This is a genomic window from Pseudooceanicola sp. NS-SX8, from assembly GCF_057380755.1.
The window spans coordinates 2,850,905-2,876,480 of the sequence record NZ_CM170819.1 but is presented as its reverse complement, the minus strand read 5'-3'; the positions used below and the strand labels follow the sequence as shown (position 1 = coordinate 2,876,480).

The 25,576-nt window shown below is 65.2% G+C and carries 24 protein-coding genes, 1 tRNA gene and 2 pseudogenes; 13 read left to right on the top strand and 14 right to left on the bottom strand.

Translation table 11 applies throughout. The features are described 5' to 3' along the window. The first annotated feature begins 14 nt into the window (after window positions 1-14). From AC2IR1_RS13150 to AC2IR1_RS13110, 9 genes are all read left to right on the top strand, one after another. Entirely contained in the window at window positions 15-329 is a 315-nt protein-coding gene (locus AC2IR1_RS13150) for a heavy metal-binding domain-containing protein (protein WP_486472420.1), read from the top strand. Further along, the gene (locus AC2IR1_RS13145; RefSeq protein ID WP_486472419.1) at window positions 330-929 is read left to right on the top strand and encodes a class I SAM-dependent methyltransferase; all 600 of its coding nucleotides are present in this window, start codon (window positions 330-332) and stop codon (window positions 927-929) included. It abuts the gene before it with no gap. 26 nt (window positions 930-955) lie between these two features. Next, window positions 956-1,711 (top strand): Fe-S cluster assembly ATPase SufC, encoded by a 756-nt coding sequence (gene sufC, locus AC2IR1_RS13140; RefSeq protein ID WP_486472418.1) that lies wholly within the window; start codon window positions 956-958, stop codon window positions 1,709-1,711. Continuing rightward, window positions 1,711-3,024: a Fe-S cluster assembly protein SufD gene (gene sufD, locus AC2IR1_RS13135; RefSeq protein ID WP_486472417.1), complete on the top strand. Its 1,314-nt coding sequence runs from the start codon at window positions 1,711-1,713 to the stop codon at window positions 3,022-3,024. Before sufC ends, sufD begins: the two co-directional genes overlap by 1 nt. After that, complete coding sequence (locus AC2IR1_RS13130; RefSeq protein WP_486472416.1) at window positions 3,024-3,509, top strand: YIP1 family protein; 486 nt, start codon at window positions 3,024-3,026, stop codon at window positions 3,507-3,509. The genes sufD and AC2IR1_RS13130 overlap by 1 nt, the downstream gene beginning before the upstream one ends. Window positions 3,510-3,598: 89 nt before the next feature. Next, entirely contained in the window at window positions 3,599-4,156 is a 558-nt protein-coding gene (locus tag AC2IR1_RS13125; protein ID WP_486472415.1) for a YIP1 family protein, read from the top strand. Between the two features lie 43 nt (window positions 4,157-4,199). Then, a complete protein-coding gene (locus AC2IR1_RS13120; RefSeq protein WP_486472414.1) occupies window positions 4,200-5,420 on the top strand; it encodes a cysteine desulfurase in 1,221 nt (406 codons plus the stop codon). 413 nt (window positions 5,421-5,833) lie between these two features. Next, a complete protein-coding gene (locus tag AC2IR1_RS13115; RefSeq protein ID WP_486472413.1) occupies window positions 5,834-6,844 on the top strand; it encodes a methyltransferase in 1,011 nt (336 codons plus the stop codon). Window positions 6,845-6,955: 111 nt separating this feature from the next. Beyond that, window positions 6,956-7,032, top strand: a tRNA-Arg gene (locus tag AC2IR1_RS13110). A 496-nt stretch (window positions 7,033-7,528) separates the two neighbouring features. Here AC2IR1_RS13110 and AC2IR1_RS13105 read toward each other — a convergent pair. Continuing rightward, window positions 7,529-8,563: pseudogene (locus AC2IR1_RS13105) on the bottom strand (recombinase family protein); the annotation flags it as partial. An 85-nt stretch (window positions 8,564-8,648) separates the two neighbouring features. Beyond that, the gene (locus tag AC2IR1_RS13100; protein WP_486472412.1) at window positions 8,649-8,936 is read right to left on the bottom strand and encodes a hypothetical protein; all 288 of its coding nucleotides are present in this window, start codon (window positions 8,934-8,936) and stop codon (window positions 8,649-8,651) included. A gap of 78 nt (window positions 8,937-9,014) precedes the next feature. On the opposite strand from AC2IR1_RS13100, the gene AC2IR1_RS13095 reads away from it, so the two are divergent. After that, window positions 9,015-9,947, top strand: a complete 933-nt coding sequence (locus tag AC2IR1_RS13095; RefSeq protein ID WP_486472411.1) for an IS5 family transposase — start codon at window positions 9,015-9,017, stop codon at window positions 9,945-9,947. A gap of 611 nt (window positions 9,948-10,558) precedes the next feature. On the opposite strand, the gene AC2IR1_RS13090 is transcribed toward AC2IR1_RS13095, so the two are convergent. The 10 genes from AC2IR1_RS13090 to trxB form a co-directional block, all read right to left on the bottom strand. After that, complete coding sequence (locus tag AC2IR1_RS13090) at window positions 10,559-11,587, bottom strand: WD40 repeat domain-containing protein (protein WP_486472410.1); 1,029 nt, start codon at window positions 11,585-11,587, stop codon at window positions 10,559-10,561. Further along, complete coding sequence (locus tag AC2IR1_RS13085) at window positions 11,584-12,543, bottom strand: CobW family GTP-binding protein (RefSeq protein ID WP_486472409.1); 960 nt, start codon at window positions 12,541-12,543, stop codon at window positions 11,584-11,586. Before AC2IR1_RS13085 ends, AC2IR1_RS13090 begins: the two co-directional genes overlap by 4 nt. A 428-nt stretch (window positions 12,544-12,971) precedes the next feature. Then, window positions 12,972-14,210 (bottom strand): Dyp-type peroxidase, encoded by a 1,239-nt coding sequence (locus tag AC2IR1_RS13080; protein WP_486472408.1) that lies wholly within the window; start codon window positions 14,208-14,210, stop codon window positions 12,972-12,974. Window positions 14,211-14,297: 87 nt separating this feature from the next. Then, window positions 14,298-15,491, bottom strand: a complete 1,194-nt coding sequence (gene efeO, locus AC2IR1_RS13075; RefSeq protein WP_486472407.1) for an iron uptake system protein EfeO — start codon at window positions 15,489-15,491, stop codon at window positions 14,298-14,300. Beyond that, window positions 15,491-17,116 (bottom strand): iron uptake transporter permease EfeU, encoded by a 1,626-nt coding sequence (gene efeU, locus AC2IR1_RS13070; protein ID WP_486472406.1) that lies wholly within the window; start codon window positions 17,114-17,116, stop codon window positions 15,491-15,493. Before efeU ends, efeO begins: the two co-directional genes overlap by 1 nt. A 642-nt stretch (window positions 17,117-17,758) precedes the next feature. Further along, window positions 17,759-18,244: a DUF2938 family protein gene (locus tag AC2IR1_RS13065; protein WP_486472405.1), complete on the bottom strand. Its 486-nt coding sequence runs from the start codon at window positions 18,242-18,244 to the stop codon at window positions 17,759-17,761. Between the two features lie 90 nt (window positions 18,245-18,334). Next, a complete protein-coding gene (gene grxC / locus AC2IR1_RS13060; protein ID WP_486472404.1) occupies window positions 18,335-18,592 on the bottom strand; it encodes a glutaredoxin 3 in 258 nt (85 codons plus the stop codon). Between the two features lie 104 nt (window positions 18,593-18,696). Then, window positions 18,697-19,125 carry an OsmC family protein gene (locus AC2IR1_RS13055; protein ID WP_486472403.1) on the bottom strand — a complete coding sequence of 143 codons (429 nt, stop codon included), beginning with the start codon at window positions 19,123-19,125 and terminating at the stop codon, window positions 18,697-18,699. Between the two features lie 37 nt (window positions 19,126-19,162). Continuing rightward, on the bottom strand, window positions 19,163-19,486 hold the full coding sequence (locus AC2IR1_RS13050) for a thioredoxin family protein (protein WP_486472402.1): 324 nt from the start codon (window positions 19,484-19,486) through the stop codon (window positions 19,163-19,165). A 34-nt stretch (window positions 19,487-19,520) separates the two neighbouring features. Then, on the bottom strand, window positions 19,521-20,465 hold the full coding sequence (gene trxB / locus AC2IR1_RS13045; protein WP_486472401.1) for a thioredoxin-disulfide reductase: 945 nt from the start codon (window positions 20,463-20,465) through the stop codon (window positions 19,521-19,523). A gap of 121 nt (window positions 20,466-20,586) precedes the next feature. Between trxB and AC2IR1_RS13040 the strand changes: the two genes are divergently transcribed. After that, window positions 20,587-21,477, top strand: a complete 891-nt coding sequence (locus tag AC2IR1_RS13040) for a LysR family transcriptional regulator (RefSeq protein WP_486472400.1) — start codon at window positions 20,587-20,589, stop codon at window positions 21,475-21,477. A 14-nt stretch (window positions 21,478-21,491) separates the two neighbouring features. On the opposite strand, the gene AC2IR1_RS13035 is transcribed toward AC2IR1_RS13040, so the two are convergent. After that, window positions 21,492-22,700, bottom strand: a complete 1,209-nt coding sequence (locus AC2IR1_RS13035) for an MFS transporter (RefSeq protein ID WP_486472399.1) — start codon at window positions 22,698-22,700, stop codon at window positions 21,492-21,494. Window positions 22,701-23,183: 483 nt separating this feature from the next. Between AC2IR1_RS13035 and AC2IR1_RS13030 the strand changes: the two are divergent. Beyond that, window positions 23,184-23,534: pseudogene (locus AC2IR1_RS13030) on the top strand (transposase); the annotation flags it as partial. Between the two features lie 72 nt (window positions 23,535-23,606). On the opposite strand, the gene AC2IR1_RS13025 reads toward AC2IR1_RS13030, so the two are convergent. Continuing rightward, window positions 23,607-24,503 carry a LysR family transcriptional regulator gene (locus AC2IR1_RS13025; RefSeq protein WP_486472398.1) on the bottom strand — a complete coding sequence of 299 codons (897 nt, stop codon included), beginning with the start codon at window positions 24,501-24,503 and terminating at the stop codon, window positions 23,607-23,609. 107 nt (window positions 24,504-24,610) lie between these two features. Here AC2IR1_RS13025 and AC2IR1_RS13020 point away from each other — a divergent pair, with 107 nt between their 5' ends. Continuing rightward, a complete protein-coding gene (locus AC2IR1_RS13020) occupies window positions 24,611-25,531 on the top strand; it encodes an alpha/beta hydrolase (protein ID WP_486472397.1) in 921 nt (306 codons plus the stop codon). The last annotated feature ends 45 nt before the right edge of the window (window positions 25,532-25,576 follow it).

The window sequence follows — 25,576 nt, the reverse complement described above, 5'->3', positions numbered from 1 at the left end:
GAAGGAGAGAGACGATGATCGTGACCACCACGAACAGCATCGAAGGGCGCCGCATCACCGAGTATCGCGGCCTGGTCGTCGGAGAGGCGATCATGGGGGCGAACTTCGTGCGGGATTTCTTTGCCTCGATCACCGATGTGATCGGCGGCCGGTCCGGCGCCTACGAGGCCAAGTTGCAGGATGCCCGCGACACCGCCACCCGGGAGCTGGAGGCGCGCGCGGCGCGTCTGGGCGCCAATGCGGTGGTGGGCGTGGACCTGGATTACGAAGTGGTGGGCGACAGCATGCTGATGGTGTCGATCTCCGGCACGGCCGTGGTGGTCGAGTAAGTGGCCGAAGCGCGCGCGGATACCGGCCTGCAGCGGCCCGAGCTGACCTTCCCGGAGGCGGAGGCCGAGGCAGTGCGCCTGGCCTACCGTGAGGCCGGGGTGATCCTGGAATACGGATCGGGCGGCAGCACTGTCCTGGCCGGGGAACTGGGCCGGCAGGTCACCACGGTCGAGAGTGACGGGGCCTGGGCGCAGATGATGCGCGACTGGTTCGAGGCCAACCCGGTGCCGGGCAAGGTGGAGGTGATCCACGCCGACATCGGGCCGACCAAGGAATGGGGCCATCCGGAGACCGACCGGAGCTGGCGCCGCTTTGCCGCCTATCCGCTGGCGGTCTGGGGGCGGGACCTGCCGCATCCGGACGTGGTGCTGGTGGACGGGCGGTTCCGGACCGGCTGCGTGCTGGCGACGGCCTTCAACATTACCCGTCCGGTGACGCTGTTGCTGGACGACTACAAGAACCGCGAGCAATACCACGAGATCGAGGATTTCGTGGGCAAGCCAACCCTGATCGGCCGCCTGGCCGTGTTTGACATAAACCCCATGCCGGTCCCCGCGGATCGGCTTCTGGATGTGATCCGAATGATGACGCAGCCCTGATGTGCTGCGTGAGGAAAGGTAAAAACATGTTGGAAATCAAAAACCTGCACGCCCGACTTGAAGAAGAGGGCAAAGAGATCCTCAAGGGCGTCAACCTGACCGTCGAGGCAGGCAAGGTGCATGCCATCATGGGCCCGAACGGGTCGGGCAAGTCGACGCTGTCCTATGTGCTGTCGGGCCGTGACGGCTATGAGGTGACCGACGGGTCGGCCACCCTGCTGGGCGAGGACCTGCTGGACATGGACCCCGAGGAGCGCGCGGCGCTTGGCGTCTTCCTGGCGTTCCAGTACCCGGTGGAGATCCCCGGTGTGGGCAACATGACCTTCCTGCGCACCGCCGTGAACGCACAGCGCAAGGCGCGTGGCGAGGAAGAGCTGTCTTCGACCGAATTCCTGAAGGTCGTGCGTGAAAAGGCCAAGAGCCTGAAGATCGACGCCGAGATGCTGAAGCGCCCCGTCAACGTCGGCTTCTCCGGCGGGGAGAAAAAGCGCAACGAGATCCTGCAGATGGCCATGCTGGAGCCGAAGCTGTGCATCCTGGACGAGACCGATTCCGGTCTGGACGTGGACGCGATGAAGCTGGTGTCGGAAGGCGTGAACGCCCTGCGTGACGAAAACCGCGGCTTCCTGGTGATCACCCACTACCAGCGCCTGCTGGACCACATCAAACCCGACGTGGTGCACATCATGGCCAATGGCCGCATCGTGAAGACCGGCGGCCCCGAGCTGGCGCTGGAAGTCGAGCACAACGGCTATGCGGATATCCTGGCGGAGGTCGAGTAATGTCGGCCATCCTGTCCCGGACCATCAAGACCAAGCCCTCCGCCCGGCGGACGGAGGAGACCGAGGCGCGCATCGGCGCGATGACCTGTGGCGCGACCGAAGGCTGGACCCTGGAGGCGCGGGAGGCCGCGCTGGCGCGGGTCAAGGCCATGGGCCTGCCGCAGCCGCGTGACGAATACTGGCGCTGGACCCGTCCGGCGACCCTGGTGCAGACCGAGGCGCCCAAGGCCGCCGTCTTCGATCCGGCCGAGGCGCCGGTCTTCGACAGCATCGACCGCCTGAAGATCGTCTTCGTCGACGGCGTCTTCAGCCCCGAGGAGAGCGACCCGCTGGAGCTGGAAGGCGTGACGATCGAACGCCTGGCCGAGGCCACCAGTGACATCCACTGGGCCAAGGGCCTGTACGGCGCGCTGGAAACCGCGGGCCAGGATCCGGTGGAACGCCCGCTGGCGGCGCTGAACACCTGGGCTGCGACCGACGGCGTGCTGATCCGTGCCACCGGCAAGGCGGCGAAGCCGATCAACCTGATCTATCGCCATGGCTCCGAAACCTCCGACGCGGTGCTGCACCACGTCATCAAGGTGGAAGAGGGCGCCGATCTGACGGTGCTGGAAAACGGCCCCGCCGCGGCGCGTTTCAGCAAGTGCATGGAAGTGGACGTGGCCGACGAAGGCGCCTTCCACCACGTGCGCAGCCAGGGCCGTGACCACGAGCGCCGGGCCTTCACCTCGATCTTCGGCCGTCTGGGCCGGGAAAGCCTGTTCAAGAGCTTCACCCTGACCGCCAATGGCGTGCTGACCCGGAACGAGGCCGTGCTGGAGCTGCTGGGCGACGACGCGGTGGCCCATGTCGCGGGCGCCTGCATGGGCGACGGCGATTTCCACCACGACGACACGGTCTTCGTGACCCATGACGCGCTGAACTGCGAAAGCCGCCAGGTGTTCAAGAAGGTGCTGCGCAACGGCGCCAAGGGCATCTTCCAGGGCAAGATCCTGGTGAAGGAAGGCGCGCAGAAGACCGACGGCTACCAGATCAGCCAGTCGCTGCTGCTGGACGACGACAGCCAGTTCCTGGCCAAGCCGGAGCTGGAAATCTACGCCGATGACGTTGCCTGTTCGCACGGGTCGACCTCTGGCGCGATGGATGACACGGCGCTGTTCTACCTGCGGTCGCGCGGGGTGCCGCAGGCCGAGGCGCAGGATCTGCTGACCATCGCCTTCCTTGCCGAAGCGCTGGAGGAGATCGAGGCGGAAGAGCTGCGCGAGGAACTGCTGGGCCGTCTGACCGCCTGGCTGGAGCGGCGTCGCGGCTGATGTCCCTGCTGCGCAACATCGCGGCCAGCTACCGCGCCCCCGACACGGTGGTGGGCCGCATGCTGGACGAGGGCGCCCGGGAGGACCGGGCGCTTGCGTTTTGCATGGGGGGCTGTGTCGCGATGTTCGTGGCGCAGTGGCCCCGGCTTGCGCGGGAGGCCTGGCTGACGGGCGAGGATCTGCAAATGATGCTGGGCGGTGCGCTGTTGGGCGTTGTCTTCATCCTGCCGCTTGCGCTTTATGTGCTGGCGGGCCTGTCGCATGTCGTCGCGCGCCTGGTCGGCGGCAAGGGCAGCGGGTACGGCGCCCGGCTGGCGCTGTTCTGGGCGCTGGTTGCGGCGATGCCGCTGATGCTGCTGCACGGGCTGGTATCGGGTTTCATCGGTACGGGCGCGGCGAAAAGCGTGGTTGGCCTGCTGTGGTTCGTGGTCTTTCTCTGGGTCTGGATGGCAGGCCTGCGAGAGGCGGAGCGGGCCCGGGGGTGAATGTCCCCGGGGGAATTTACGCCCCACCCGGGGATGAACGGCAAGGTGGCCGCAGGTCGGGCCACAGAAGAGGCCATAGAAGAGAGATGATGCAGGACTGGGTTGAGCTGGCGCGGGACAGTGTGCTGGATCCGCGAAGCGCCGCCGTGCGGCTGCAGAAGATGCCGGTGCCCGATGGGGTGCCGATGCTGGTGCTGGCCCTGCTGGCGGTGCTGAACGGCATGCTCTATTCGCTGCTGCTGCACGGGATCGTGCCGATGGCGCCGGTGCTGCTGGCGGTCCTGTCGGGCGGGATCATCTGGATCAGCGCCTGGCTGCTGCAGATGGTGGGCGCCCAGTTCGGCGGGGTGGGCACCATGGCGCAGCTGCTGCGCGTGGTGCTGTGGATGCAGGCGATCCGGCTTGTGGCGCAGGTGGCCCTGCTGGTGTTGTCGACCTTGCTGCCGGTGCTGGGCCCGTTCCTGAGCATGGCCGCAGGCATCTGGGGCATCTACATGACCATCTGTTTCGTCGCGGCGGCGCACCGGTTCGCGACCCGCTGGAAGGCGGTCTGGGTGCTGGGCGTGGTATTCGTGGTGACGCTGGTCGTCACCTCTCTCGCGGCATCCATCCTGGCGGGGTCGATGCCCGCCGGTCTGGATACCTGAGCGGGTGAATTTGCGGTGGCCCTGGCCGCCCGGAGGTTTGAAAATGTATGACGTGAACGCGATCCGCAAGGATTTCCCCATCCTCTCCCGTCAGGTGAACGGCAAGCCGCTGGTCTACCTGGACAACGGCGCCTCGGCCCAGAAGCCGCAGGTGGTGATCGATGCGATCACCCGTGGCTACGCCGAGGAATATGCCAATGTGCACCGCGGGCTGCACTTCCTGTCGAACCTCGCGACGGAGAAGTACGAGGGTGTGCGCGCCAAGGTGCAGCGGTTCCTGAATGCCGCCTCGGAGGAGGAGATCGTCTTCAACTCCGGCACCACGGAGGGGATCAACCTGGTCAGCTACTCCTGGGCCGCGCCGCGCCTGCAGGCCGGCGACGAGATCATCCTGTCGGTGATGGAGCATCATGCCAATATCGTCCCCTGGCACTTCCTGCGTGAACGTCAGGGCGTGGTGCTGAAGTGGGTCGACCTGGAGCCGGACGGGTCGCTTGACCCCGAGAAGGTGATCGCGGCCATGGGGCCGAAGACCAAGCTGGTCGCGATGACGCAGATGTCCAACGTGCTGGGCACCGTAGTGGACGTGAAGACGATCTGCGCCGCCGCGCGCGAGCGTGGCATTCCCACGCTGATCGACGGGTCGCAGGCGGCCGTGCACATGCCCGTGGACGTGCAGGAGATCGGTTGCGATTTCTACGCGATCACCGGGCACAAGCTTTATGGTCCCTCGGGGTCGGGTGCGATCTACATCCGGGCCGAGCGCCAGGCCGAGATGCGCCCCTTCATGGGCGGCGGCGACATGATCAAGGAAGTGACACGCGACGGCATCTGCTATGCCGAGCCGCCGATGAAGTTCGAGGCGGGCACGCCGGGCATCGTGCAGACCATCGGCATGGGCGTGGCGCTGGACTACATGATGGACATCGGGATGGAGAACATCGCGGCCCATGAGCAGGATATCGCGGCCTATGCCAGCGAGAAGCTGCACGGGCTGAACTGGCTGAACATCCAGGGGCAGGCGCCGGGCAAGGGGGCGATCTTCTCCTTCACGCTGGACGGGGCGGCCCATGCGCATGACATTTCCACCATCCTCGACAAGAAGGGGGTGGCGGTGCGCGCGGGCCATCACTGCGCCGGGCCGCTGATGGAGGTTCTGGGGATCAGTGCTTCCTGCCGGGCGAGTTTCGCCATGTACAACACCCGCGAAGAGGTCGACGTGCTGATCGACGCGCTGGAACTGGCGCATGATCTGTTCGCCTGAGGGGCTTTGACGGGGCCGTCGTGATCCTGGCCCGAGCTTCGCGAGGGTGTCGGAGCGGAGATTGACGACGGGGGCGGGTCCGGAGGGGCCTGTCCCCGTTTCGCATTCCGCCGGAGGGATGGCCCCCAGGATGGCTTGGGGCAGGCGTCTGACAGGGCCTTGGGGCCGGGGATATGCAGCTGTTCCGGCGAATTTCATCCAGACGTCACGGGGGCGGTGGCTTTGAAGGCGCCCGTTGGATTTGTCGCGCCGGAACAGCGGGTTGTGCGGTGATGGGGAAAGGGCGAGGCGGCGCTTTCGGCGCCTGAAACGGGCGTTTGCGACATTTCATGCGTCGTTTTCGGCCTCGGCGGGTGTCAAAGCGGGGGCAGGGCGTTAGTCTGGCGCCAGTTCAACAACCCGAGGAGCCCCGCATGTCCCTGCTGACCGAAGCCGACGAGATTTCCCAGATTGCCTTTGGATTCATGGGGTCCAAGGCGCTTTTCGCAGCGCTGGAGCTCGGGGTTTTCACGGCATTGGCGGAGGGGCCGAAGAGCGCCGCCGAGATGGCGCAGGCGGCCGGGATCCACGAGGATCGCGCGATGACGCTGCTGACGGCGCTGGCGGGCATGGGGCTCGTCTCCGTCGAGGCGGGACGCTTTGCCAATTCGCCCGCCGCCGAGGCCTTCCTGGTGAAGGGGGCGAAATACGACTTCGGCGACTACCTGCGCCTGCAGGTGGGCAAGCAGATGTACCCGCTTCTGGACCAGATCGAGGGCGCGCTGACCGGCAAGATGGACGAGGACGCGACCGGATCCTACGCCGACTGGTTTGCCGATCCGGAGGAGGCGAAGCTTTATTCCGAGAGCCAGCATGCCGGGTCCCTTGGCCCGGCGCGGCAGCTGGCGCGGAGCCTGGACCTGGAAGGGCGCAGCAAGCTGCTGGACGTGGGCGGTGGCACGGCGGCCTTTGACATCGTGCTTTGCGGCAAGAACCCCGATCTGACGGCGACGGTGCTGGAATTCCCGAACGTGGCCGCGCTTGGCCGCCGCTACGTCGAGGATGCGGGCCTGTCGGACCGGATCACCTACATGGAAGGCAACGCGCTGGAGACGGAGTTTCCCGGCGGCCAGGACCTGGTGCTGATGTCCTACCTGTTTTCCGGCGTGCCGGGGGAGGCGCACGAGGATCTGATCGCCCGGGCCAAGGCGGCGCTGAAGCCCGGCGGCCTGCTGCTGATCCATGATTTCGTGGTCGAAGCGGATCGGACCGGGCCGTCGCTTGCCGCGCTCTGGCAGTTGCAGCACACGGCCTTCACGCCCGAGGCGCGGTCGCTGGATGCGGGATGGCTGACAGGCACCCTGGTGGAGGCCGGTTTCGAGGATGTGGGCATCCGCACGATGATCCCCGAGATGACCATGCTGGCCCAGGGTCGCAAGGCCTGAGGTGCGGGATGGGCTGCGGGTGGAAGTCCCGTGCCCATCGTCAGAAAATTGCCCCGGCGTGCGATCGGGCCATTGCCCCCCGCGCGTCGAGCCGATATAGGGACGCGACAGGCACCCGTAGCTCAGCTGGATAGAGCGCTGCCCTCCGAAGGCAGAGGCCATAGGTTCGAATCCTATCGGGTGCGCCATTTTGAAATCACTACCCTCCAAGTACCGTAAGGCCTTGAACGGCAAGGTGGTTTCGGCAGTTCGAACACCTGATTTTCGGCAGAACTCCATGGGGCGAGTGAAAACGAGCCGCAGGATCACCTTCTTGAGTGTGGTATTGGCTTTTTTCCATATCTCATAAGGGTTTGAGAGAAGCTTCATCGCGAGTTCGAACATTTCGTCGAATGATCGGTCTGGGAAGCTGATAGCTCGTATCTGCGACTCCACTCGCGCCCTTTCACTGGTTAGCTCCAAGGCTTTGGCCTCGTACGCTGCTGCAATCACATCACTCTGGGTCTGAGCCGCGCGGCTGAGGATGTTGGAGCTGTCCTTCTCTAGCTGAGAAAGGCGCTGTCGGAGCTTTCCGATCTCCTGTTTGGCCCAAGTCTCTCGCCGCGCCCATGCATCTCTGAACACCGCTTCGGCAAGCTTCAGGGTCGCCGGGTCTGGTTGAAGCGACCTGAGCAGTGCCTCGAACTGAAATTCGAGCTTCTCGCGCCCGACCGACTTCCCCTTTTCCGGGCACGCGCGGTACTGACACAGGTAGTAAGGGTCCTGACGGCCAGTCCCGCTCCGGGACCAACACGCGGTCAGTGAGTGTCCGCATGATGCGCAGGTCACGAAACCACGGAGAGGAAATTCCAAGTTGATGTCCTTGCGAGCTGGCGCCACGGCAGCTGAGTTCAGTCGATCCTGAATGATGAGGTAGGTGTCGTACGAGATGAGTGGATCGTGGAACGCTTTCGTTAGTGGAATGCCGCGTTCAGGCCGCTCAATGTATCCGGCATACAGCAGATTGGTGAGCATTTGCTTCACCCGGTCCAGCGAAACTTCGGTTCCTCGGTAATGCTTGGGGAACTCAGGTTGAGTTTCGAGGAAGCGCTTGACCTCCGTCTGCGACTGGAAGCGTCCGGTTGCATATCCGTTCAGCGCCTCTGCGAGGATCGAAGCCACAGGTTCCTGCCTGACTAGGACCTTGCCGTCACGTCCTCGTCTTTCGTACCGATACCCGGTTGGGGCGGCAAAAGTCCAATACCCCCCTTGAAGGCGCGCTATGACCCTGTCTCGGGACCTCTCACGATTTTTCCCAGCCTCGAGTTCCCCTAAGAGAACCCGTAGCTTCAGGAGAAAGTTCGAATGAGCGTCAGCCGGTGTTTCGAACTTAGGGCTCTCAAGGCGCGCACCTAGAGACGCGATCTGCTTGTTCAGCTCGCCGTAAACGACCACGTCCCGCGCGAAGCGGTCGATGTCGTCAACGACCACCACGAGATTTTCGGCTCTCTGCACCTTGAGGTAACGGACTAGGGCTTTGGTGCCTGAACGTTCGCCGACTGTACCTGAGACGATGTCACTGAATACTTCAGCGACGTGATAGCCTCGAGTTTCGGCGTAGTTCCGACAGCTTCTTTCTTGACTGGACAAGCCAGTCCCTTCAGCGACTTGCTTGGCTGATGAAACGCGCACGTAGATCACGCATTTCTGCTTCTTTTCGATGGGTGTTACTTCATGCATGACTTACCTACTTGATCGAGGTGGGACCTGCAGCGGCGTCGTCGCCGCTGCCAGGCATCAAGTGATGTCTCCTGAAATTCAAACTTCAGGCGACCTTCCTGCTGAATTCATCGACCGCGCGGATGATTGCGCCGTCGAGGTCATCGAGGTCATCGAGTTCTCCGGCTACCTCAGGATGCTGAGCGGGATGAAGGCCATATGCGAAGTCGACGACACCGATCATGAGCAACCAGAGTGCCTCGATGAGCTGTCGCTGGGCGTCGGGCGTCGGAGCGATTTCCGAAAGATAGGTCTCGTAGCGCTTGATGTCAGGAATCTCGAGCCGATGGCGGCGGCTCGGAGTGGGGAACGGGATCACGTTTTCATTGTTCATGGGCATGTTCGAACGGCCTTGTTGCACATATCAGTGCTGAGGATTCACTGCGCGAATCCAGAGCGTTAGTTCGGGGCCATGCCGAAGCCCACTCCCACCCGCTATCGTACGACGAACTGGTCCGAATATAATGCGGCGCTGCGCCAGCGGGGATCGCTCTCGATCTGGTTCGACCCAACGACGACTTGGCACGCCGGAAAGACCGGCAAACGGGGGCGGCCCGAGACGTTCTCGGATGCCGCGATCCAAACCTGCCTGACGCTGAAGGTCCTCTTCGGCCTTCCACTGCGGCAGACGGTCGGGCTGGTCGAGAGCCTGATCCGGATGGCGGGGCTCGACTGGCCAGCTCCGGACTATTCGACGCTGTGCCGACGGCAAGCGCGGATCGGGGTGCAGATCCCCTATCGCCGCTCGGGCAAGCCCTTGAACCTGCTTATCGACAGCACGGGGGTGAAGTTCCGTGGCGATGGCGAATGGCTGGCCCGGAAGCATGGCTCCTCCCGCCGGAGGCAATGGCGCAAGGTTCACATCGCCATGGACACGGAGACCGGCGACATACGCGCGGTCGAGTTCACGTCAAGCCGCCAAGGCGACAGCCCCCTGCTGCCAGACCTGCTGTCGCAAATTCCCGAGGGCGAGGAGATCGCCACGGTCACCACCGATGGCGCATACGACACACGCCGATGCCACACCGCCATCATCGAGCGCGGCGCCGATGCCGTCATACCGATCCGCCGGAACGGCCGCGCCTGGAAAGAAGACTGCTCCGCAGCATTGGCGCGAAACGAGATCTTGCGCGCGACGCGTCACCTCGGCAGGGCACTCTGGAAGAAGTGGGCCGGCTACCATGTCCGAAGTCGGGTCGAGGCACAGATGAACCGGCTGAAGCTCTTCGGCGAACGGATCATGTCCCGAGACCCCGACCGCCAAACCGCCGAAATCCAGATCCGCATCGCCATCATGAACCGCTTCTCGGCCCTCGGCAGGGCCGAGATCAAAGCCGTGGTCTGAAGCCGGCGGGGAGAGGGGCTCCTCGTCAGGTCAGTCGAATAGCGCAACAAGCCCACTCCTTGAGTGCACTCTGATTGGCCTTTCAGTGGTGGAGCACCGGTTGGACGTCGCCGCCATTGAGCTTCAAGTCTGCCTTCGCATCATGAAGATGTCTCCAGCCGCCCAGCAAGGGTGAAGCGGCTTAACTCCGCCTCCCAAGCTTGCAGCACGTTGAACAAGGAGTTCGAAGTTTGTCCCTTCAGGTGCGCCAATCATATCAGATAGTTGTGCTTTTTGTGTGCGGTGGTCCGTGTGATCCTGACAGGATCGAGTGCTACACTGCGGCGCTACACCGGGAGTCAAATTCGGTTCGGATTCGTCGGCAAAGCAATTGCTTTTTGAGGAACCCGCCCGAGTTCGCGTCTCTCATCACCCTCCGTTTGATCCGCAGACAGTGACGAGACGATGATACCGTGGCGCAAGGGCTTTCCAAGGGCCTTGCCGGTGCTCTTCTTGCAGTCGATTTTGGTGACGTTTCCGCCGGGCCTGCAGGTCGGGGCGGTTTGCGCGCCGGAGCGAGACCCAGGGAGGCCCATCGGCCGGGGCGTGCCCGGCCGATGGGGTAAAGTTCATCAGTCTTCCAGGAGGCCGCCCCAGAAGACCCGGCCATCCTCGTTGGCGGCCAGAAGGTGGCCGCCGGTTTCGGTGACGGCCATGGCGACGATGGGGGCGCCCGGCAGGGCTTGCACCATCATCGGCTCTGCGCCCTCGCCGGTGCCGCTGCCCAGGATCGCGCCATTGGCAAAGCCCGTCAGCACCACGTCATGATCGGGCAGGCCGCAGACCGCCGTGGCCATGACACCCTGCATCGGACAGAGCGGCAGTGCGCCCTGGCCCATCGGGCCGTTGATGCCCGCGAAGGGCCAGAGGATGGCCCCTTCGGCACCGGAGGTGGCCAGCCAGGGCAGGGCGCCGACCCAGGCCAGCCCCAGCACCTTGGCGGGGTAGCCGGACATGCGCAGATCGGCCTTGTCCTTCAGGCGCCAGCCATGGAGCGCATTCTCCTGCATGGAGGTGATCAGGAACTTGCCATCGGGCGACCAGGTCACCCGGATGTGGCTGCCAGCCCATTTCAGGCTGGAAGACTTCCATTTGCGCGCATCGCGCGTCCAGAGGGTGACGCCACCGTAATGGGCCACCGCCAGGCGCTTGCCCTTGGGATCGAAGGCCATGGCGCCGACGGTCGAAGGGTGTTCGAGGGTATGCCTGCGCCCGTCTTCCTGGATCAGGTGCACCGTCTTGCCCACCGATCCGGCCATGACACCGGTGACGGAAACCGCCACCGTGTCGACCCATTTGCGGGGAAAGCGCGCGAGCTCCTCGACGCCCTCGGGGCGGGTGACGGCGAGAAGCCCGTCATCGCCCCCGGTCAGCACGGCACCGTCGCGGCCAACGGCCATCGCCAGGATCGCGCCATCGTGAACCGGGCGTTCCTCGGGGGGCGTGTCGGTGCGAAAGATGCGCAGCATGCCATCGCCCCAGGCCGAAATGACCGACGTGCCATGGGCTGCGGCCTCCACCGGAACGGCGCCGGTCTCGAAGATCTCGCCGTCGCGGCCCTGGGGCAGCAGCGGGCGCTCGGTCGTGGAGGCGCCGATCATGCGGCCTCGCAGGCGGCAAATCCCTCGCGGAGGTTCATGCCATCGAGGTTGCGCCCGATGAAGACCAGCTTGGAGCTGCGGGGGCCTTCGGGCCAGGGGCCGAGGTAATCGCCGTCCATCAGCATGTGCACGCCCTGGATCACGAAGCGCCGGTCATCGCCGCGGAAGTCGAGAATGCCCTTGGAGCGCAGGATGTCCTGACCCTTGTCGCGCAGAAGGCCGCCGAACCAGATGTTGAAACGGTCCGGGTCGAGCGGCTTGTCGGTTTGCAAGGAGATCGAGGAGACGTCCTCCTCGTGATCGTGGTCATGTTCCTCGGTGAGGAAGCCCGGCTCGATCTCGAGCACGCGATCGAGGTTGAAGGCGTCGAGCCCGAGGACCGCGTCCAGTTCGACGCCGCATTTCTCGGAATGCAGGATCCGGGCATAGGGGTTGATAGAGCGGATGCGCGCCTCGATCTCTGCCAGAGCCTTGGCATCGACGAGATCGACCTTGTTGAGCAGCACGACATCGGCAAAGGCGATCTGTTCGGCCGCCTCGTGGGCCTCGTCGAGGTGCGTGGGCAGGTTCACGGCATCCGCCACGGTCACGATCGCGTCGAGACGGGTTTTGCCGGCCACGTCCTGATCGACATAGAAGGTCTGGGCGACGGGGGCGGGATCGGCCATACCGGTCGTCTCGATCAGGATGCCGTCCAGCTCTCGGCGCTTCATCAGGCCGGTCAGGATGCGGATCAGGTCGCCGCGCACGGTGCAGCAGATGCAGCCGTTGTTCATTTCGAAGACTTCCTCGTCGGCATCCACCACGAGTTCATTGTCGATGCCGGTCTCGCCGAATTCGTTGACGATCACGGCATATTTCTTGCCGTGCTGTTCGGTCAGGATGCGGTTGAGCAGCGTGGTCTTTCCGGCTCCCAGAAAGCCGGTGAGGACGGTCACGGGTATTTGTGCGGGCATGGTGCTTTTCCTTGAGAAACTGGCGTTCTGGAAACGGGTTGACGCAACCTGCGGGCGGAAACCTGACAGGCGGCGGATGTGGCTGGAAGAGAGGGCGGGCCGCCGAACGGGTCGCCACCCCTTGCTTCCGCGCTGTTCCGGCATCCCGGTGATGCCGGACCCGTTGCCCGGCCAGATACTTGAAGCCGGGATTTATTGCTACGTTATAGCATAACAAGATTCCTCCGAAAGACCAAACCCGTGGCCGGACAACTCCGGCGATTGCCGGCCGCAAGGTGTCTGGACCGGGAGATCCGGGAGAGAGGAGTGGTGCAGACGGGCCCGGCCCTGATGCCGGAGGGGCAGCACGTTCATGGCAGTAAGGGAGGCGGTCGGGCGGGGGGGCTCTGGGAGGCAGGACCCCGCGCCGGGCCGGGTCAGGACATCTGTCAGAACATCTGGGCGCCGATGTAGCTGCCTTCGGCGACGGCGGGGGGCGTGTAGAAGATGGCCGAGCCGATATGGGCGATATACTCGTTCAGGGCGTCATGGGCGCCGAGCCTGGTCTGCAGGGTTTCAAAGCCCGAGGGATCGTTCTGGTAGGAAATGAACAGCAGGCCGGCATCCAGCATGCCGAGGCTGTTGATGCCGTCGGTGTAATTGTAGCTGCGACGCAGGATGCGCAGGCCATTGTTGTGCTCATGCGCGGCGAGGCTGATGTGGGAATCCGCCGGGATCAGCAGGCCGTCGGGGCCCTCGGCGGTGAAATCGGGGGTGTCGAATTCCTGCTCGCCGCTCAGGGGCGCGCCGCTCACCTTGTGGCGACCGAAGACGGCGTTCTGATCATCGATCCGGTCGGTGTCCCAACTCTCGATCTGCATGCGGACCTTGCGGGCCACCTGATAGCTGCCGCCGGGGCCCCAGACAGGGTCGTCCGACCAGACGAACTCTTCCATCTGCTCCGGGGTGGAGATGTTGCGGGTGCCATCGCGGAAGCCCAGCAGGTTGCGGGGCGTGGTCTGGCCGGTGCCGGCCGAGGCGCGGCCGAAGCCGATCACGGCCCAGCGGGTGGCGGCGGCGCCGGTGGACTTGGCCAGACGGGCCAGGACGCGGATCGCGTGATAGGCTACCTGGGGGTCATCGGCGCAGGCCTGCAGCGAGAGGTCGCCGCCGGTGAGGGCGGGGTCGAAATCATCGCCGGGGAGCTGCTTGAGCGGACGCAGCGCGGCGGGGCGGAAGGCCTGCAGGCCGAGCCGCTCGTCGAAGAGCCCGGGGCCGAAGCCCACGGTGACGGTGAGGGAGGCTGGACCGAGATCCAGCGCCTCGCCGGTGTCCAGTGCCGTGGCATGGGCGCGGTTGGGCTCGACCTGGCCGACGGTCTCGCCTTTCTGCATCTGGGCGATGGAGGCGGACCAGCGGGCCAGCAGGAGCTGCAGGTCGCGCGGATCATTGGTGGTGAGGTCGAAGGTCATGAAGACCGCATGGCGCTGCGGCGGTGTCGCGATCCCGGCCTGGGGGCCCGAGCCGTAGAAGGGGTGGCTGAGCGTCAGGTCCACATGATCCTGCGGGGCGTCAGCAGCCGTTCCGGCATCGGTTGCACCGGTTGCTGCGGCCATGGCGGGGCCGGCGAGAGGGGCGCTGGCGGCGGCCAGGAGCAGGCTGCGGCGGCGGATTTTATGATCGGACACGGGAAACCTCCGGGAATTGGCAGTGGGATCAGCTGGGGAGGGGCCCGCCCCGGAACGCCAGGTGGCGCGCCGGGGCGGGCAGAGGCATCAGCCTGCGGTCGCGACCTTTTCGGCGATGCGCGACAGGGGCTCCTGCAGGGACTGGATGGCCTGGCTGAGCTTGACCTTGTCGGAGGCCTGCAGATCGGAGGTGTAGAGCGCATAGCCGCCGGCAACCGAAGGATCACGATAGCCGTCGAGCTGGCTGCGGATGCTGGCGAACTCGTCGCTGACCCGGCGGGTCAGCTCGGGGTCGATCTTTTCCATGCCGGGTTGCAGGTAGGCGAAGGCCTGCTGCGCGCCCTCGACGTTGCCGGCAAAGTCGAGCAGGTCGATATGGCTGTAGGCTTCTTCCTCGCCGGTGATCTTGGTGTTCTGGACCTCTTCGAGCAGGTCGGCGGCACCGTTGGCCAGGTCTTCCGGCCAGAATTCCAGCGTCGGGGCGACTTCGTCGAGCAGCTGGACGTTTTTCACCAGCTCGGCCGAGGTGGCCTTGGTCTCATCGGTGATCTCGCCCTTTTCGAAGATATCGCGCTCGATGGCGTGGAAGCCGTGCCAGCCGACATCGGGGTCGATGTTGGAGGCGCGCATGTCGATCAGGTAGTCGAGGTTGCCGTGGTTGTCGGTGGCGTCGAAGCCGTCGAGCACGAAGCCGTCGACGTCAGATTCCACACGTTCGTAGAAGGGGCGGGCGCGGGCATAGTCGAGCTTGGCTGCTTCCAGGTCGCCGGCGTCGATGTCGTCGTTCAGGCGGGTGACGGCCACCAGCATGGCGTCGACGGTTTCGTTGACGTATTCGGCATAGCCCTCGGTGCCTTGCTGAAGCAGCGTGGCCGCGTCACCCTGGGGCCGCGGTGCGGCGGCGCCGGTCACGGTGAAGGCCACCTTCTGCTCGGCCGCGCCGGGGCAGTAGACCTCGTAGTCGCCGCCCCCCAGGGTGACGGTGAAGGACACCGCCGGCAGGCCGGGGGCGAGGTTTTCCTTTTCGCCCATGATGCGGTTGCCCGAAAGCAGCTCGACCTCGGTCAGGGCGGTGGCGGAGACATTCTTGACGGTGAAGGTGACGGGGCCGGCGGCTGCCTGGTCGGCGCTGAGAACGCAGCTGCCGCCGTTGTCGGAGGTCAGCGAGATGGTGACCTGGGCAGCGCCGTTTTCGTTTGTCTCGGCCGTCTGGGCCGAGACCTGCCCGGCTGCGAGAAGCGCGACCATCGGGGCGGACAGGAGAAGGGGAGATGCTTTCATCAAAGAGATCCTTTCGGAGCTGGTTCGGCGCGAGCGCCTTGGGTTCTGAGGAAACGTTCAGGGCTGGCGCGGCGCATCCTGCGCAGGCTGGCGCCTCCACGAATGGCCAGTGCCAGGGCGACGGCCAGCACCACGGCGGGCAGCTGTCGCGCCCAGAGGCGCCATTCCTGAAGGGTCGTGGCATGCGACTGCAGGGCAGTCGTCATCTCGGAAACATAGGTGGGATCGGCCTGCCAGCGCGCCGGGCCGACGAGGGCGAGGAGCTGTGGCGGCAGGTCGCGGACGCGCAGGGTGCGCGGGGTGTCGAGGCCGCCCCCGGAGAGGGTGACGGTCACGGCGGTTGTTCCCTGCAGGTCGAGCAGGCTCTCGCCGACCGACCAGGAGTTCGCGCGGCGCGTCGCGGTCCATTTCGCGTCGTACGGTCCGGGGTAGCGTGCGGGGGTGAGGCCGATCGGGCGCCGTCCAGCGTTCAGCGTGACCAGGGTGTTGAAATCCAGTTGCGCGGCGCCTTTGACGCTATCGATCTGCTCGGCGGAGGCGGCGCGCGTCATGATGCCGTTGTGCAGCTCGTCCCGGCCCTCGGTGTCGCTCATGCGCAGGGCGGCGCCCTCTGGGCTGTCTTCGGTCTGCCAGGTCACGAAGAGCGTGTTCCCCTGCGTGCCCGAGCGCAGGCGGGCGGAGCCATGGCCGCCGCCGCGCTGTGCCACCAGAGGGGCGGAGACATGCCCCCTGAGGGCGGGGCGCGGGATCATGAAGAGGCCGGCGGAGAGGGCGGCGAGCGCGACGGCGAAGCCCATCTGGATCTGGGCCACGCGCCTGGGGGCGGGGCGCAGCCGCTTCGGCCAGTAGAGAACGAGGGAGACCGGCACGAGATAGGCGAGCCAGCCCAGCACCTCGATCAGGCGCGGATCGGCGGGAATGCCGAGCACGCCGGTGAGGAGCGCGGCCCGCACGGTGCCCGGCTGGACCAGCAAGGTGAGGTTCATTACCTGTTGCTGGCCGCCGTTCAGCCAGCCGGCCTCATGGGCGGTGCGCAGTGTGGAGACACAGAGACCCGCCGCGACGAGGATCAGGAAGGCGCCGGTGAAACGGAAGAACCGGCCGAGGTTCATGCGGACCCCGCCGGTATAGATGCCCCAGCCGATCAGCACGGCAATGGCGAGCCCGACCAGCGCGCCGATGGCTGCAAGCTCTGCCGAATGCGCGGCGGAGAAGGTTGCGAGGAAGAAGACCGCGGTTTCAAAGCCTTCCTTGAGCACGGCGAGGAAGGCCATGGCCGCGAGTGCCAGCGCGCGTCCCTTGCCGAGGGCGGCCGCTGCTTCGGCTTCGAGCCCCTGTTTCATCTCGCCGGCGTGACGGTCCATCCAGAAGATCATGCCGGTGACGAAGACAATGGCGATCACGCCGATGACGGTTTCCAGCGCCTCCTGCTGGGCCTGCGGCAAGCTCTGCTGCAGAAGGGTGAGCCCGGCGCCGACGGCACAGGAGAGTGCGACGGCCAGCGCGACACCGGCCCACATCGGGCCGAGGCCATGGCCGTTGCGACGCAGGAAGGCGGCGATGATCCCCACGATGAGAGAGGCTTCGAGCCCCTCCCTGAGTGCAATGACGAACGTGGCGAGCATGTCCCTGACCCTTCTTCTGCGCAGCTCGGGAGGCCGCGCGGCTGTCCTTTCCGAGTGCCGGATCTGATGTCATGGCCGCAGAAACCGGCCGCAGCGCAATCAATTCCGACAAAAACGATCTCCTATTCAGTCTGCTCAAGCAGGGATAGTGTCAAATCACGCCGACGCGATCTTGGCCGAACCAGTGCCCTTGCCGGGCCGGGCACGCGGCGGGGAGGCGGGCCTTTCAGGCAAGGCAGCTTGGAACGGAGGGCAAAGGCGAATGGGGGGATGGGACAGCGATAGTCCGGGGAAAGAATGGCCGGATGTAGCGAAATGTCGCGGGCAGTGCCCGGCAGGGAAAGCAGTGGATGAACCATGCGGCCTTTGGCGCAGGAGAGCATGACCTGCATAGGGGCGGGCCCGGCCCCTGACGGACCCGCCAAGAGGCGCGGCGGCGCGATCTTCCTGCACATCTCTGGCGGTGAATCGCCCGATCAGGCGCCTTGGGTCATCGCCTCTGCCGCGGCGCGCATGTGGTCCGGCGGGTGGTTGCCATTGCAGATCAGCCCGGACGGCGAGGGCGTTCAGCGCGCGCCCCAAGCGAAGGATCTCTGCCTTGAGCGATCCGGGCCGGGGCGGGGGAAGGTGAACCCGCGCGGGTTACGCCACCGCAAGCGCCAGCAGGTACTGCGCCAGGGCAAATACAACGTGCGCGATCAGCACGTAGACGATCATCCCGCCGGCGTTCGGCAGTTTGCGGGCGAAGAGGCCTCCGCCCATGCCGGGCATCAGGATGATCAGGCCCGCCAGGGTGCTGATCACGACGCCGATCAGGAAGAACGGCAAGAAGCTGGGCGCCGAGATGAAGGCGGCCCCCCAGAAGAGCGGGAACATGATCGCGTAGCCGATGCCGACCAGGTAGTGGAAGATCCAGCCGGTGGCGGCCTCGGCCCCGCTGTGCGGGCGGGTGTCGCTGCCATCGAGGACGGGGCGCCCGGCCGGGAGACCCAGAAGCCAGCGCCCGACGGAGGGCCAGTGCGTGCCCGGCATCCAGCCGATCCGGGCGGTGAAGACCCCCCAGAGATCGAGCGCGATGGTGGATCCGATCCCGACGACGAGGATGAAGGTGATGATGTCTGTGGTCATGTGAATCTCCTCCGATGCTGTCGTTGGGGTAGCGCTGCCATCGCGCGGTGATAAATTCTGTTTCGCGCTTCGATTGATTTCGAAATCAGATCAATCGAGACCCAGGATCTGATCGAGCTGGCCGGCCCGTTCCATCGCCAGGAGATCCGAGCAGCCGCCGACGTGGATGTCGCCGATGAAGATCTGCGGCACGCTGTGGGCGCCGCCTGCACGGGACATCATGCAGCGGCGCTTGTCGCCTTCCATCACGTCGATCTCGTTGAAGGCCACGCCTTTGCGGGACAGCAGCGCCTTGGCGCGCGTGCAGAAGCCGCAGAAGGGCGTGGTGTAGATGTCGATCTTTGCCATGTCTTGTCCTTCTTTCGGAGGCAGGCTTTCGCAGTCAGGTTTTGCGGTCTGGTTTTCGCAGGCGGGGCGCCCGAAGGCGCCCCGCCGCGTTCCGGTTCCGGGGTTCAACCGATGGTGATCTGTGGCGTCACGTCGATCGTTACGCCCGCCTTCTTGGCCAGGTTGCCGACGACACAGACCCTGTCTGCCGTCGCGATGGCGTTCTCGGCCGCTGCGCGGTCGGCGTCGGTGGCGTCCGCGCTCAGCGCCAGGTTCGCGGTGTGGCGAATGGCAAAGTCGTCGTCCGTCGCGGTCGCCTGCGTGTCGACGGAGATGCTTTCCACGGGCACCTTCTTGTTCGCGGTGATGGCCCGCAGTGTCGCCGTGAAACAGGCGAGCGTCGCGGAGGTGAAAAGCGACTTGGGATCAGCCCCCGCGCCAGAACCGCCGAGCTCCGCCGGGATGCCGATGCCCACGTCCCAGCCTTCGCCGGTGATCGTGCCCGCGCCCTTGAAATCACCGTCCCAGGTGGAGGTCATCTTGATATCAGCCATGGGTCTTCTCCTTCGTTTGGTTCATCCTTCGTTTGGGTCAGGCCGCCTTCACGGCCTGCACGTATTGCGCCTTGGGGTTCAGGCCGACGACCATGTCGACGGGCTGCCCGTCCTTCATCACGATCACGGTGGGGACGGAGCGGATGCCGAAGGCGCCGGCGATCTCGGGCGCCTTGTCGATGTCGACCTCCGCGAAAGCCGCAGTGTCGGAAAGTTCCGAGGCGACTTCGTTGTAGGTCGGCTCCAACGCGATGCAGGGCTGGCACCAGGTGGCCCAGAAACGCAGGACCTTCACGCGGCCCTGGCCGCCCATGAAGCTGTCGAAGTTGCTGGCATCCAGCGTGGTCACGTCTTTCGTCATGTCTTTTCCTTCAGTTTGATGTGTCGTCGGGGTTTCAGGCCGGAACGGAGAGGGGCAGCCCGGCGAGGTAGCGTTCGGCCTCCAGCGCGGCCATGCAGCCCTGGCCTGCGGCGGTGACGGCCTGGCGGAACTGGTCGTCCGCCACGTCTCCCGCCGCAAAGACACCGGGAAGGCCGGTGGCGGTGCTGTCGGGCTTGGTCAGGATGGTGCCGCCGGGTTTCAGCGGCAGCTGAGTGCCAAAGACCTCCGTCGCCGGGTCATGGCCGATGGCGATGAAGACGCCCTCGGTGGGCAGTGCGCGCAGGGTGCCGTCACGGGTATCGCGCAGGGTGACGCCGGTGACGACCCTGGGGCTGTCCGTGCCGGTGATCTCGGCCACTTCGGAGTGCCACTGCACCTCGATCTTCGGATGTGCGAACAGGCGATCCTGCATCACCTTCTCGGCCCGCAGGCTGTCGCGGCGGTGGATCAGGATCACCTTCTCTGCGATACCGGCGAGGAAGAGCGCCTCTTCCACTGCGGTATTCCCACCGCCCACGACAACCACGGTGCGGCCCCGGTAGAAGAACCCGTCGCAGGTGGCGCAGGCGCTTACGCCGCCGCCCTGGAAAGCGGTTTCTGACGGCAGGCCCAGCCAGCGGGCCTTGGCGCCTGTCGCAATGATCAGCGCCTCCGCAGAATAGCTGGTACCGCTGTCTGCTGTCAGGTTGATTTCTGGTTTCAGCCGGGCGTCGGTGATGATGTCAGTGACCACTTCGGTCCCCATGCGCAGGGCCTGGTCGCGCATCTGTTCCACCAGCCAGGGGCCCTGGATCGGGTCCGCGAAGCCGGGATAATTCTCCACGTCGGTGGTAATGGTCAGCTGCCCTCCGGGTTCCAACCCGGTCAGCAGCAGCGGCTCCAACCCGGCGCGGGCGGCGTAGATCGCCGCCGTCCAGCCCGCCGGGCCTGAGCCCAGGATGATGAGTTTGCGGTGCATCGTCTTTCGTGCCCCTTCGCTTGCCTTTGTCGTCGTGACAGACATATATGCGGCGAAGGACGGAGTTTAATTTCGCATTAGCTATCGCAATAAATTCCGAAAGAGCATCAATGGGGCGGTCATGGAAATCAAGGAACTGCGGTGCTTCACCCGCGTGGCAGAGACGCTGAACTTCAACCGCGCTGCCGAGATGCTGAACATGAGCCAGCCGGTGGTGACCAAGACCATCGCTCAGCTGGAGCACAAGCTGGGGGTGAAGCTGTTCGAGCGGACGACCCGGCGCGTTTCACTGACGCCTGCGGGCGTGGTGCTGCGGCGAGAGGCCGACGGGCTGCTGGCGCATCTCGATCAGGTGCAGCGGGCCGTGCGTCATGCGATTGCCGAAGAAAGCGGGCGCTTTGCCATCGGGGTCACGCCGCTGGCGATGCAGACGGTGTTTCCAGGCGTCATCCGTGGCTTCCGCGCGGCGCATCCGGAGATCGAGGTCTCCATCCACGAGCTGCCCACGGACGCCCAGGTGAAGGACCTGCTGGCCGCCGATATCGACGCCGCCTTCCTGCTGATGCCTGCCGAAGACCCGGCGCTGGAGGTGCGAGAGATCCACTCGGAACAGATGCGCCTGGCCGTGCCGGTGACGCATCCGCATCTGAAGACGCTCGGCAATTCGGCCCTGCCGCTCTCGGCCTTCGCGGGGGAGACCTTCATCATCCCGGCCCGCGCCCAGAACCCCGGCGTGCATGACGAAATCATCCGCGCCTGTGCCGTCTCCGGCTTCCGGCCGAAGGTGAAGGATTGCACCGAGGGGCAGAGCTGCCTGTGCCTGGTGGAGGCGGGAATGGGCGTGAGCTTCGTCACCAACCGCATCGATTGTGCGGCCAGTGGCGACATGCGGATCGTGGATCTGGAAGATCCGGCGCCCTCGCTTTCGGTGGCGCTTGCCTGGCGGAAGGACGACCCCTCGCGGCTGCTCGACACCCTGCGCGATCTGGCGTTGGAAGGGGCCGCCGCCTGACGGCCCCTCTTTGGTCATGCCGCCTCGGGACACTCGCCACCATTGCGCGCCCGCAGCGCGGCGCAGTGGCGGCGGTCGATGCCGGCGCTGACCACGGCCAGAGCCAGGCCGGCCAGCACCACGACCCCGGCCACCGGACCGGTCATGCCGAGGCCGAGGTGATCGACCACCCAGCCACCGCCGCCCGCGCCAAGCGCGATGCCGAGGTTGAAGGCCGAGATGTTCATGCTGGACGTCGCATTCACCAGCCGGGGCGCGATCAGCGCCGCCTGGTTCACGGCGTAAAGCTGCAGGATCGACACTGAGCCGAAGGCCACGATGCCCCAGATGATCACCAGCGGCGCGACGGTCATCAGCTTGCCCGCGAAGGGGATCAGCAGCAGCAGCGCCAGGGACATCACGCCGTAGATCCCCAGCAGCACGGGCATTGCGCCGACGCGGTCCGCAATCCGCGCGCAGACAAGGTTCCCGATCGCCACGGCGACGCCGTAGAAGAACAGCAGCGTGCCGATGCCGTTCGGGGTCATGCCGGTGAACTGCTCAAGGATCGGGGACAGGTAGGTGAAGGCCACGAACGACCCGCCATAGCCCACCAGCGTGATCGCGAACAGGAGCGCGAGGCGCGGCTTCAGCACGACCGACATCTGCTCTGCGAAGGAAGAGGGCGCGGGCCGTTCGATGTTGCGCGGCAGGAGCCATGCCAGCGCCAGGAAGGACAGCACGCCGATGCCGGTGACTGCGACGAAGGTGGCGCGCCAGCCGAAGTAGTTGGCGATGAAGGTGCCCACCGGCACGCCCGAGATCAGCGACAGGGTGATCCCGGTGAACATGGTCGCAATGGCCTGACCCGCCTTTTCCTTCGGCACCAGTTGCGCGGCGATGACGGTGGCGACCGAGTAGAAGACGCCTTGCACGACACCCGACAGGATGCGGCCGACAAGCAGCGTGCCGAAGGTCGGTGCGAGGGCGGAGAGCGTATTGGCGATGACGAAGAGGACCATGAGGCCCAAAACCAATTTCTTGCGGTCGAACCGCCCCGTCAGGGCGGTCAGCAGGGGGGCGGCGACGGCCACGGCCAGCGCGTAGATGCTGACGGTGAGGCCCGCGGTGGCCAGGCTCACCTGGGTATCACGGGCGATTTGGGGCAGGATGCCGACGATCACGAACTCGGCCATTCCAATGGCGAGCGCCGCAGCCGTCAGGGCCCAGACTCCGATAGGCATGAGGATCTCCGATAGCTTGAGAGGCCCGACTTGATAAGCGGGCGAGATGCCTATGGATCTAGGGGCGGTCGGGAAGGACGTTAAATTCCAATATGGAATTGGTTTTGATTTGATGGCCAGGGGAGCGGTTCGCGTGCGAGCTATTCCACATGCAGCTTCCCAAAACCGGCCATCCGCAGCCTCGTGCAGCATGGTCTCGCCAGTCGATGCAAGCAGTCTATGTTTCGGGACCATTCGTGTGTTGTGCAGCATCCGGCCCCCTGGGCTCGAACCGGTCATGCGGCGGCACGGCAGACCATACGCCCGAACTCGACGACGTGATCCTTGCTGGAAAATCGCACAAGGCCGCGGTTACTGCCGTCATGAGGAAGCTTGTCGTCCTTGCGAACGCATTGATCAGGGATGGCAGAAGATGGGTGCCAGATCCCTCTTGATCATCACGGATACTCGGCAGCATCCTGTGGATGCGCCTGCCGGGCAGTGGATGGCGCCTATGGCACCCGCCGCTGCCATGAAGCGATCCTCGAACATGGGACAGAACCGATCATACCAATCCGTCGCAATGGCCGAGTGTGGAAGCCGGACTGCCCCGCCGCGATATCGCGAAACGAGATCCTGCGGGCGACGCGTTGTCTGGGGCGATCAATCTGGAAGAAATGGACTGGCTACCACGCGCGAAGTCGCGTCGAGGCGCAGAAAAACCGACTGAAGCTTTTGGGTGATCGGATCATGTCACGAGATCCCGACCTCCAGACCACCGAAATCCAAATTCGCATCGCAATCATGAACCGCTGTTCGGCCCTCGGACCGGCCAAGATCGAAGCTTTGGCATAAAGGCCGACGGGGAAAGGCGCAGATCGCCCTGTCGTCGGATTAGTGCAACATTGCCCCTTGAAACGACCCCGCTCAGTCCCGTCGTGCCTTCAGCGCGTCGACCACCAGCCGGAAGGCAGGCGCGCTGTGGTGGCGGTTCGGGTAGTAGAGGTGATAGCCCGGCAGGGGCGGCGTCCAATCCGCCAGCACCTGGCGCAACGAGCCGTCTGCCAGTTGGGGCGCCGCCTGGTCGAGGGGCATGTAGGCCAGCCCCTGGCCGGCCAGCGCGCTGTGCAGGATCAGCTCAAGCGTGTTGAAGGTGACCGCGCCGTCGACCCGGACACGCTTGGTCTCAGTGCCCTTGGCCAGCCACCAGGCGCTGATCGTGTCCGACGTCGGCAGGCGGAGGTTGATGGCGCGATGCGCGCCCAGATCCTCCGGCGTCTTCGGGGCGGGATGGCGGTCGAAATAGGTGGGTGCTCCGACGATGGCCATGGGCACTTCGGGGCTGATCCGGACCGAGATCATGTCCTTCTCGACCTGTTCACCCAACCGCACGCCCGCGTCGAACCGATCGGCCACCACGTCGACCAGCCCGTAGTCGACGATGACCTCGACCGTGACATCCGGGTAGTCGGGCAAAAGCTCGGCCAGCGCGGGCAGCAGTACGGTCTTCGCGGCGTGTTCGGTGCTGGTGATGCGGATATGACCGGAAGGCCTGTCGCGGAATTCGCTCAGCTCGGCGAGGTCGGCATCGATCTCGCGCAGGAGCGGCGCAAGCTTGCGGATCAGCCGTTCGCCCGCCGGGGTGGGCGCGACGCTGCGCGTGGTGCGCGCCAGAAGGCGCAGGCCCAGCCGGTCCTCCAGCCGCCGCACGATCTGGCTCAGCGCGGATTGCGAAATCCCCAGCCGCAAGGCGCCGCGGGTGAAGCTGCCTTCCTCGGCCACCGTGACGAGGGCCGCCAGATCGGCGATATCTTCGCGCCGCATTCATCACCTCACTTATAGGTCCATGAAGGACCTACCGTCTAATCACTGGACTTCTCAAGGGTCATATTGGGTGCAACGACACGCACTGAGCCCAGAGGAGCCAGAGAATGCAGAAGATCACCTTCCCCAACACGAACAACCCCGCCATCGAGATCTCCGCCGTCCTGAACCTGCCCGAGGGCTTCGAGGCGGGGACCCGCTACCCCGCCATCGTCGTCTCCCATCCCGGCGGCGGCGTGAAGGAGCAGACCGCTGGCACCTATGCCGCGGATCTGGCGAAACATGGCTTTGTCACCATCGCCTATGACGCTTCCTACCAGGGCGAAAGCGGCGGCAACCTCCGGCAGCTGGAAAATCCCTACATTCGGACCGAGGACGTCAGCGCGGTGATCGACCACCTGACCACGCTCGACTTCATCGATGCGGAGCGGATCGGCGCGATGGGGATTTGCGCAGGCGCCGGCTATACCGCGAATGCAGCGATCAACGATCGCCGGATCAGGGCCGTGGGCACGGTCAGCGCGGTCAATGTCGGGGCGATGTTCCGCAACGGCTGGGACAATGACGTGGCCGACGCCGACGCGCTGCCGTTCCTTGAGTTCGGTTCTTCGGCCCGTACCAGCGACGCCGCGGGAGGCGCGCTCGCACAGATGCCGTTGGCCCCGATGAAGGAAGAGGACGCGCCCAATGAGGAGATGCGCCAGGCCTGGGAATATTACCACACGCAGCGCGCCCAATGCGCCACCGCACCGGGCTATGGCCTGGCCCGCAGCCTGACCCAGTTGACCACCTACGACGCCTACAACTTCGCCGAAAGCTACCTGACCCAGCCGTTGCAGCTCGTCGCCGGCAGCGTGGCGGGCAGCAAGTGGATGAGCGACGATCTTCTGGACCGTGCGGCCAGCACTGACAAGGCGCTGCACGTGGTGGAGGGGGCGAACCACATGGAGCTCTACGATGGGGCTGCGTTCGTGGACGAGGCGGTCAACGTGCTGGCACCGTTCTTCCGCGAAAAGCTTGGTGCCTGATACCTCGGCGCCCCCATGATCCGGCCGGTTCCTGGGTGCAGTGTC

What these genes read in the sequence shown, in the direction of transcription:
- AC2IR1_RS13150 (WP_486472420.1), top strand. Translation starts at nt 15, where the DNA reads ATGATCGTGACCACCACGAACAGCATCGAAGGGCGCCGCATCACCGAG.
- sufC (WP_486472418.1), top strand. Translation starts at nt 956, where the DNA reads ATGTTGGAAATCAAAAACCTGCACGCCCGACTTGAAGAAGAGGGCAAA.
- sufD (WP_486472417.1), top strand. Translation starts at nt 1,711, where the DNA reads ATGTCGGCCATCCTGTCCCGGACCATCAAGACCAAGCCCTCCGCCCGG.
- AC2IR1_RS13130 (WP_486472416.1), top strand. Translation starts at nt 3,024, where the DNA reads ATGTCCCTGCTGCGCAACATCGCGGCCAGCTACCGCGCCCCCGACACG.
- AC2IR1_RS13125 (WP_486472415.1), top strand. Translation starts at nt 3,599, where the DNA reads ATGCAGGACTGGGTTGAGCTGGCGCGGGACAGTGTGCTGGATCCGCGA.
- AC2IR1_RS13120 (WP_486472414.1), top strand. Translation starts at nt 4,200, where the DNA reads ATGTATGACGTGAACGCGATCCGCAAGGATTTCCCCATCCTCTCCCGT.
- AC2IR1_RS13115 (WP_486472413.1), top strand. Translation starts at nt 5,834, where the DNA reads ATGTCCCTGCTGACCGAAGCCGACGAGATTTCCCAGATTGCCTTTGGA.
- AC2IR1_RS13100 (WP_486472412.1), bottom strand. Translation starts at nt 8,936, where the DNA reads ATGAACAATGAAAACGTGATCCCGTTCCCCACTCCGAGCCGCCGCCAT.
- AC2IR1_RS13095 (WP_486472411.1), top strand. Translation starts at nt 9,015, where the DNA reads ATGCCGAAGCCCACTCCCACCCGCTATCGTACGACGAACTGGTCCGAA.
- AC2IR1_RS13090 (WP_486472410.1), bottom strand. Translation starts at nt 11,587, where the DNA reads ATGATCGGCGCCTCCACGACCGAGCGCCCGCTGCTGCCCCAGGGCCGC.
- AC2IR1_RS13085 (WP_486472409.1), bottom strand. Translation starts at nt 12,543, where the DNA reads ATGCCCGCACAAATACCCGTGACCGTCCTCACCGGCTTTCTGGGAGCC.
- efeO (WP_486472407.1), bottom strand. Translation starts at nt 15,491, where the DNA reads ATGAAAGCATCTCCCCTTCTCCTGTCCGCCCCGATGGTCGCGCTTCTC.
- efeU (WP_486472406.1), bottom strand. Translation starts at nt 17,116, where the DNA reads ATGCTCGCCACGTTCGTCATTGCACTCAGGGAGGGGCTCGAAGCCTCT.
- AC2IR1_RS13065 (WP_486472405.1), bottom strand. Translation starts at nt 18,244, where the DNA reads ATGACCACAGACATCATCACCTTCATCCTCGTCGTCGGGATCGGATCC.
- grxC (WP_486472404.1), bottom strand. Translation starts at nt 18,592, where the DNA reads ATGGCAAAGATCGACATCTACACCACGCCCTTCTGCGGCTTCTGCACG.
- AC2IR1_RS13055 (WP_486472403.1), bottom strand. Translation starts at nt 19,125, where the DNA reads ATGGCTGATATCAAGATGACCTCCACCTGGGACGGTGATTTCAAGGGC.
- AC2IR1_RS13050 (WP_486472402.1), bottom strand. Translation starts at nt 19,486, where the DNA reads ATGACGAAAGACGTGACCACGCTGGATGCCAGCAACTTCGACAGCTTC.
- trxB (WP_486472401.1), bottom strand. Translation starts at nt 20,465, where the DNA reads ATGCACCGCAAACTCATCATCCTGGGCTCAGGCCCGGCGGGCTGGACG.
- AC2IR1_RS13040 (WP_486472400.1), top strand. Translation starts at nt 20,587, where the DNA reads ATGGAAATCAAGGAACTGCGGTGCTTCACCCGCGTGGCAGAGACGCTG.
- AC2IR1_RS13035 (WP_486472399.1), bottom strand. Translation starts at nt 22,700, where the DNA reads ATGCCTATCGGAGTCTGGGCCCTGACGGCTGCGGCGCTCGCCATTGGA.
- AC2IR1_RS13025 (WP_486472398.1), bottom strand. Translation starts at nt 24,503, where the DNA reads ATGCGGCGCGAAGATATCGCCGATCTGGCGGCCCTCGTCACGGTGGCC.
- AC2IR1_RS13020 (WP_486472397.1), top strand. Translation starts at nt 24,611, where the DNA reads ATGCAGAAGATCACCTTCCCCAACACGAACAACCCCGCCATCGAGATC.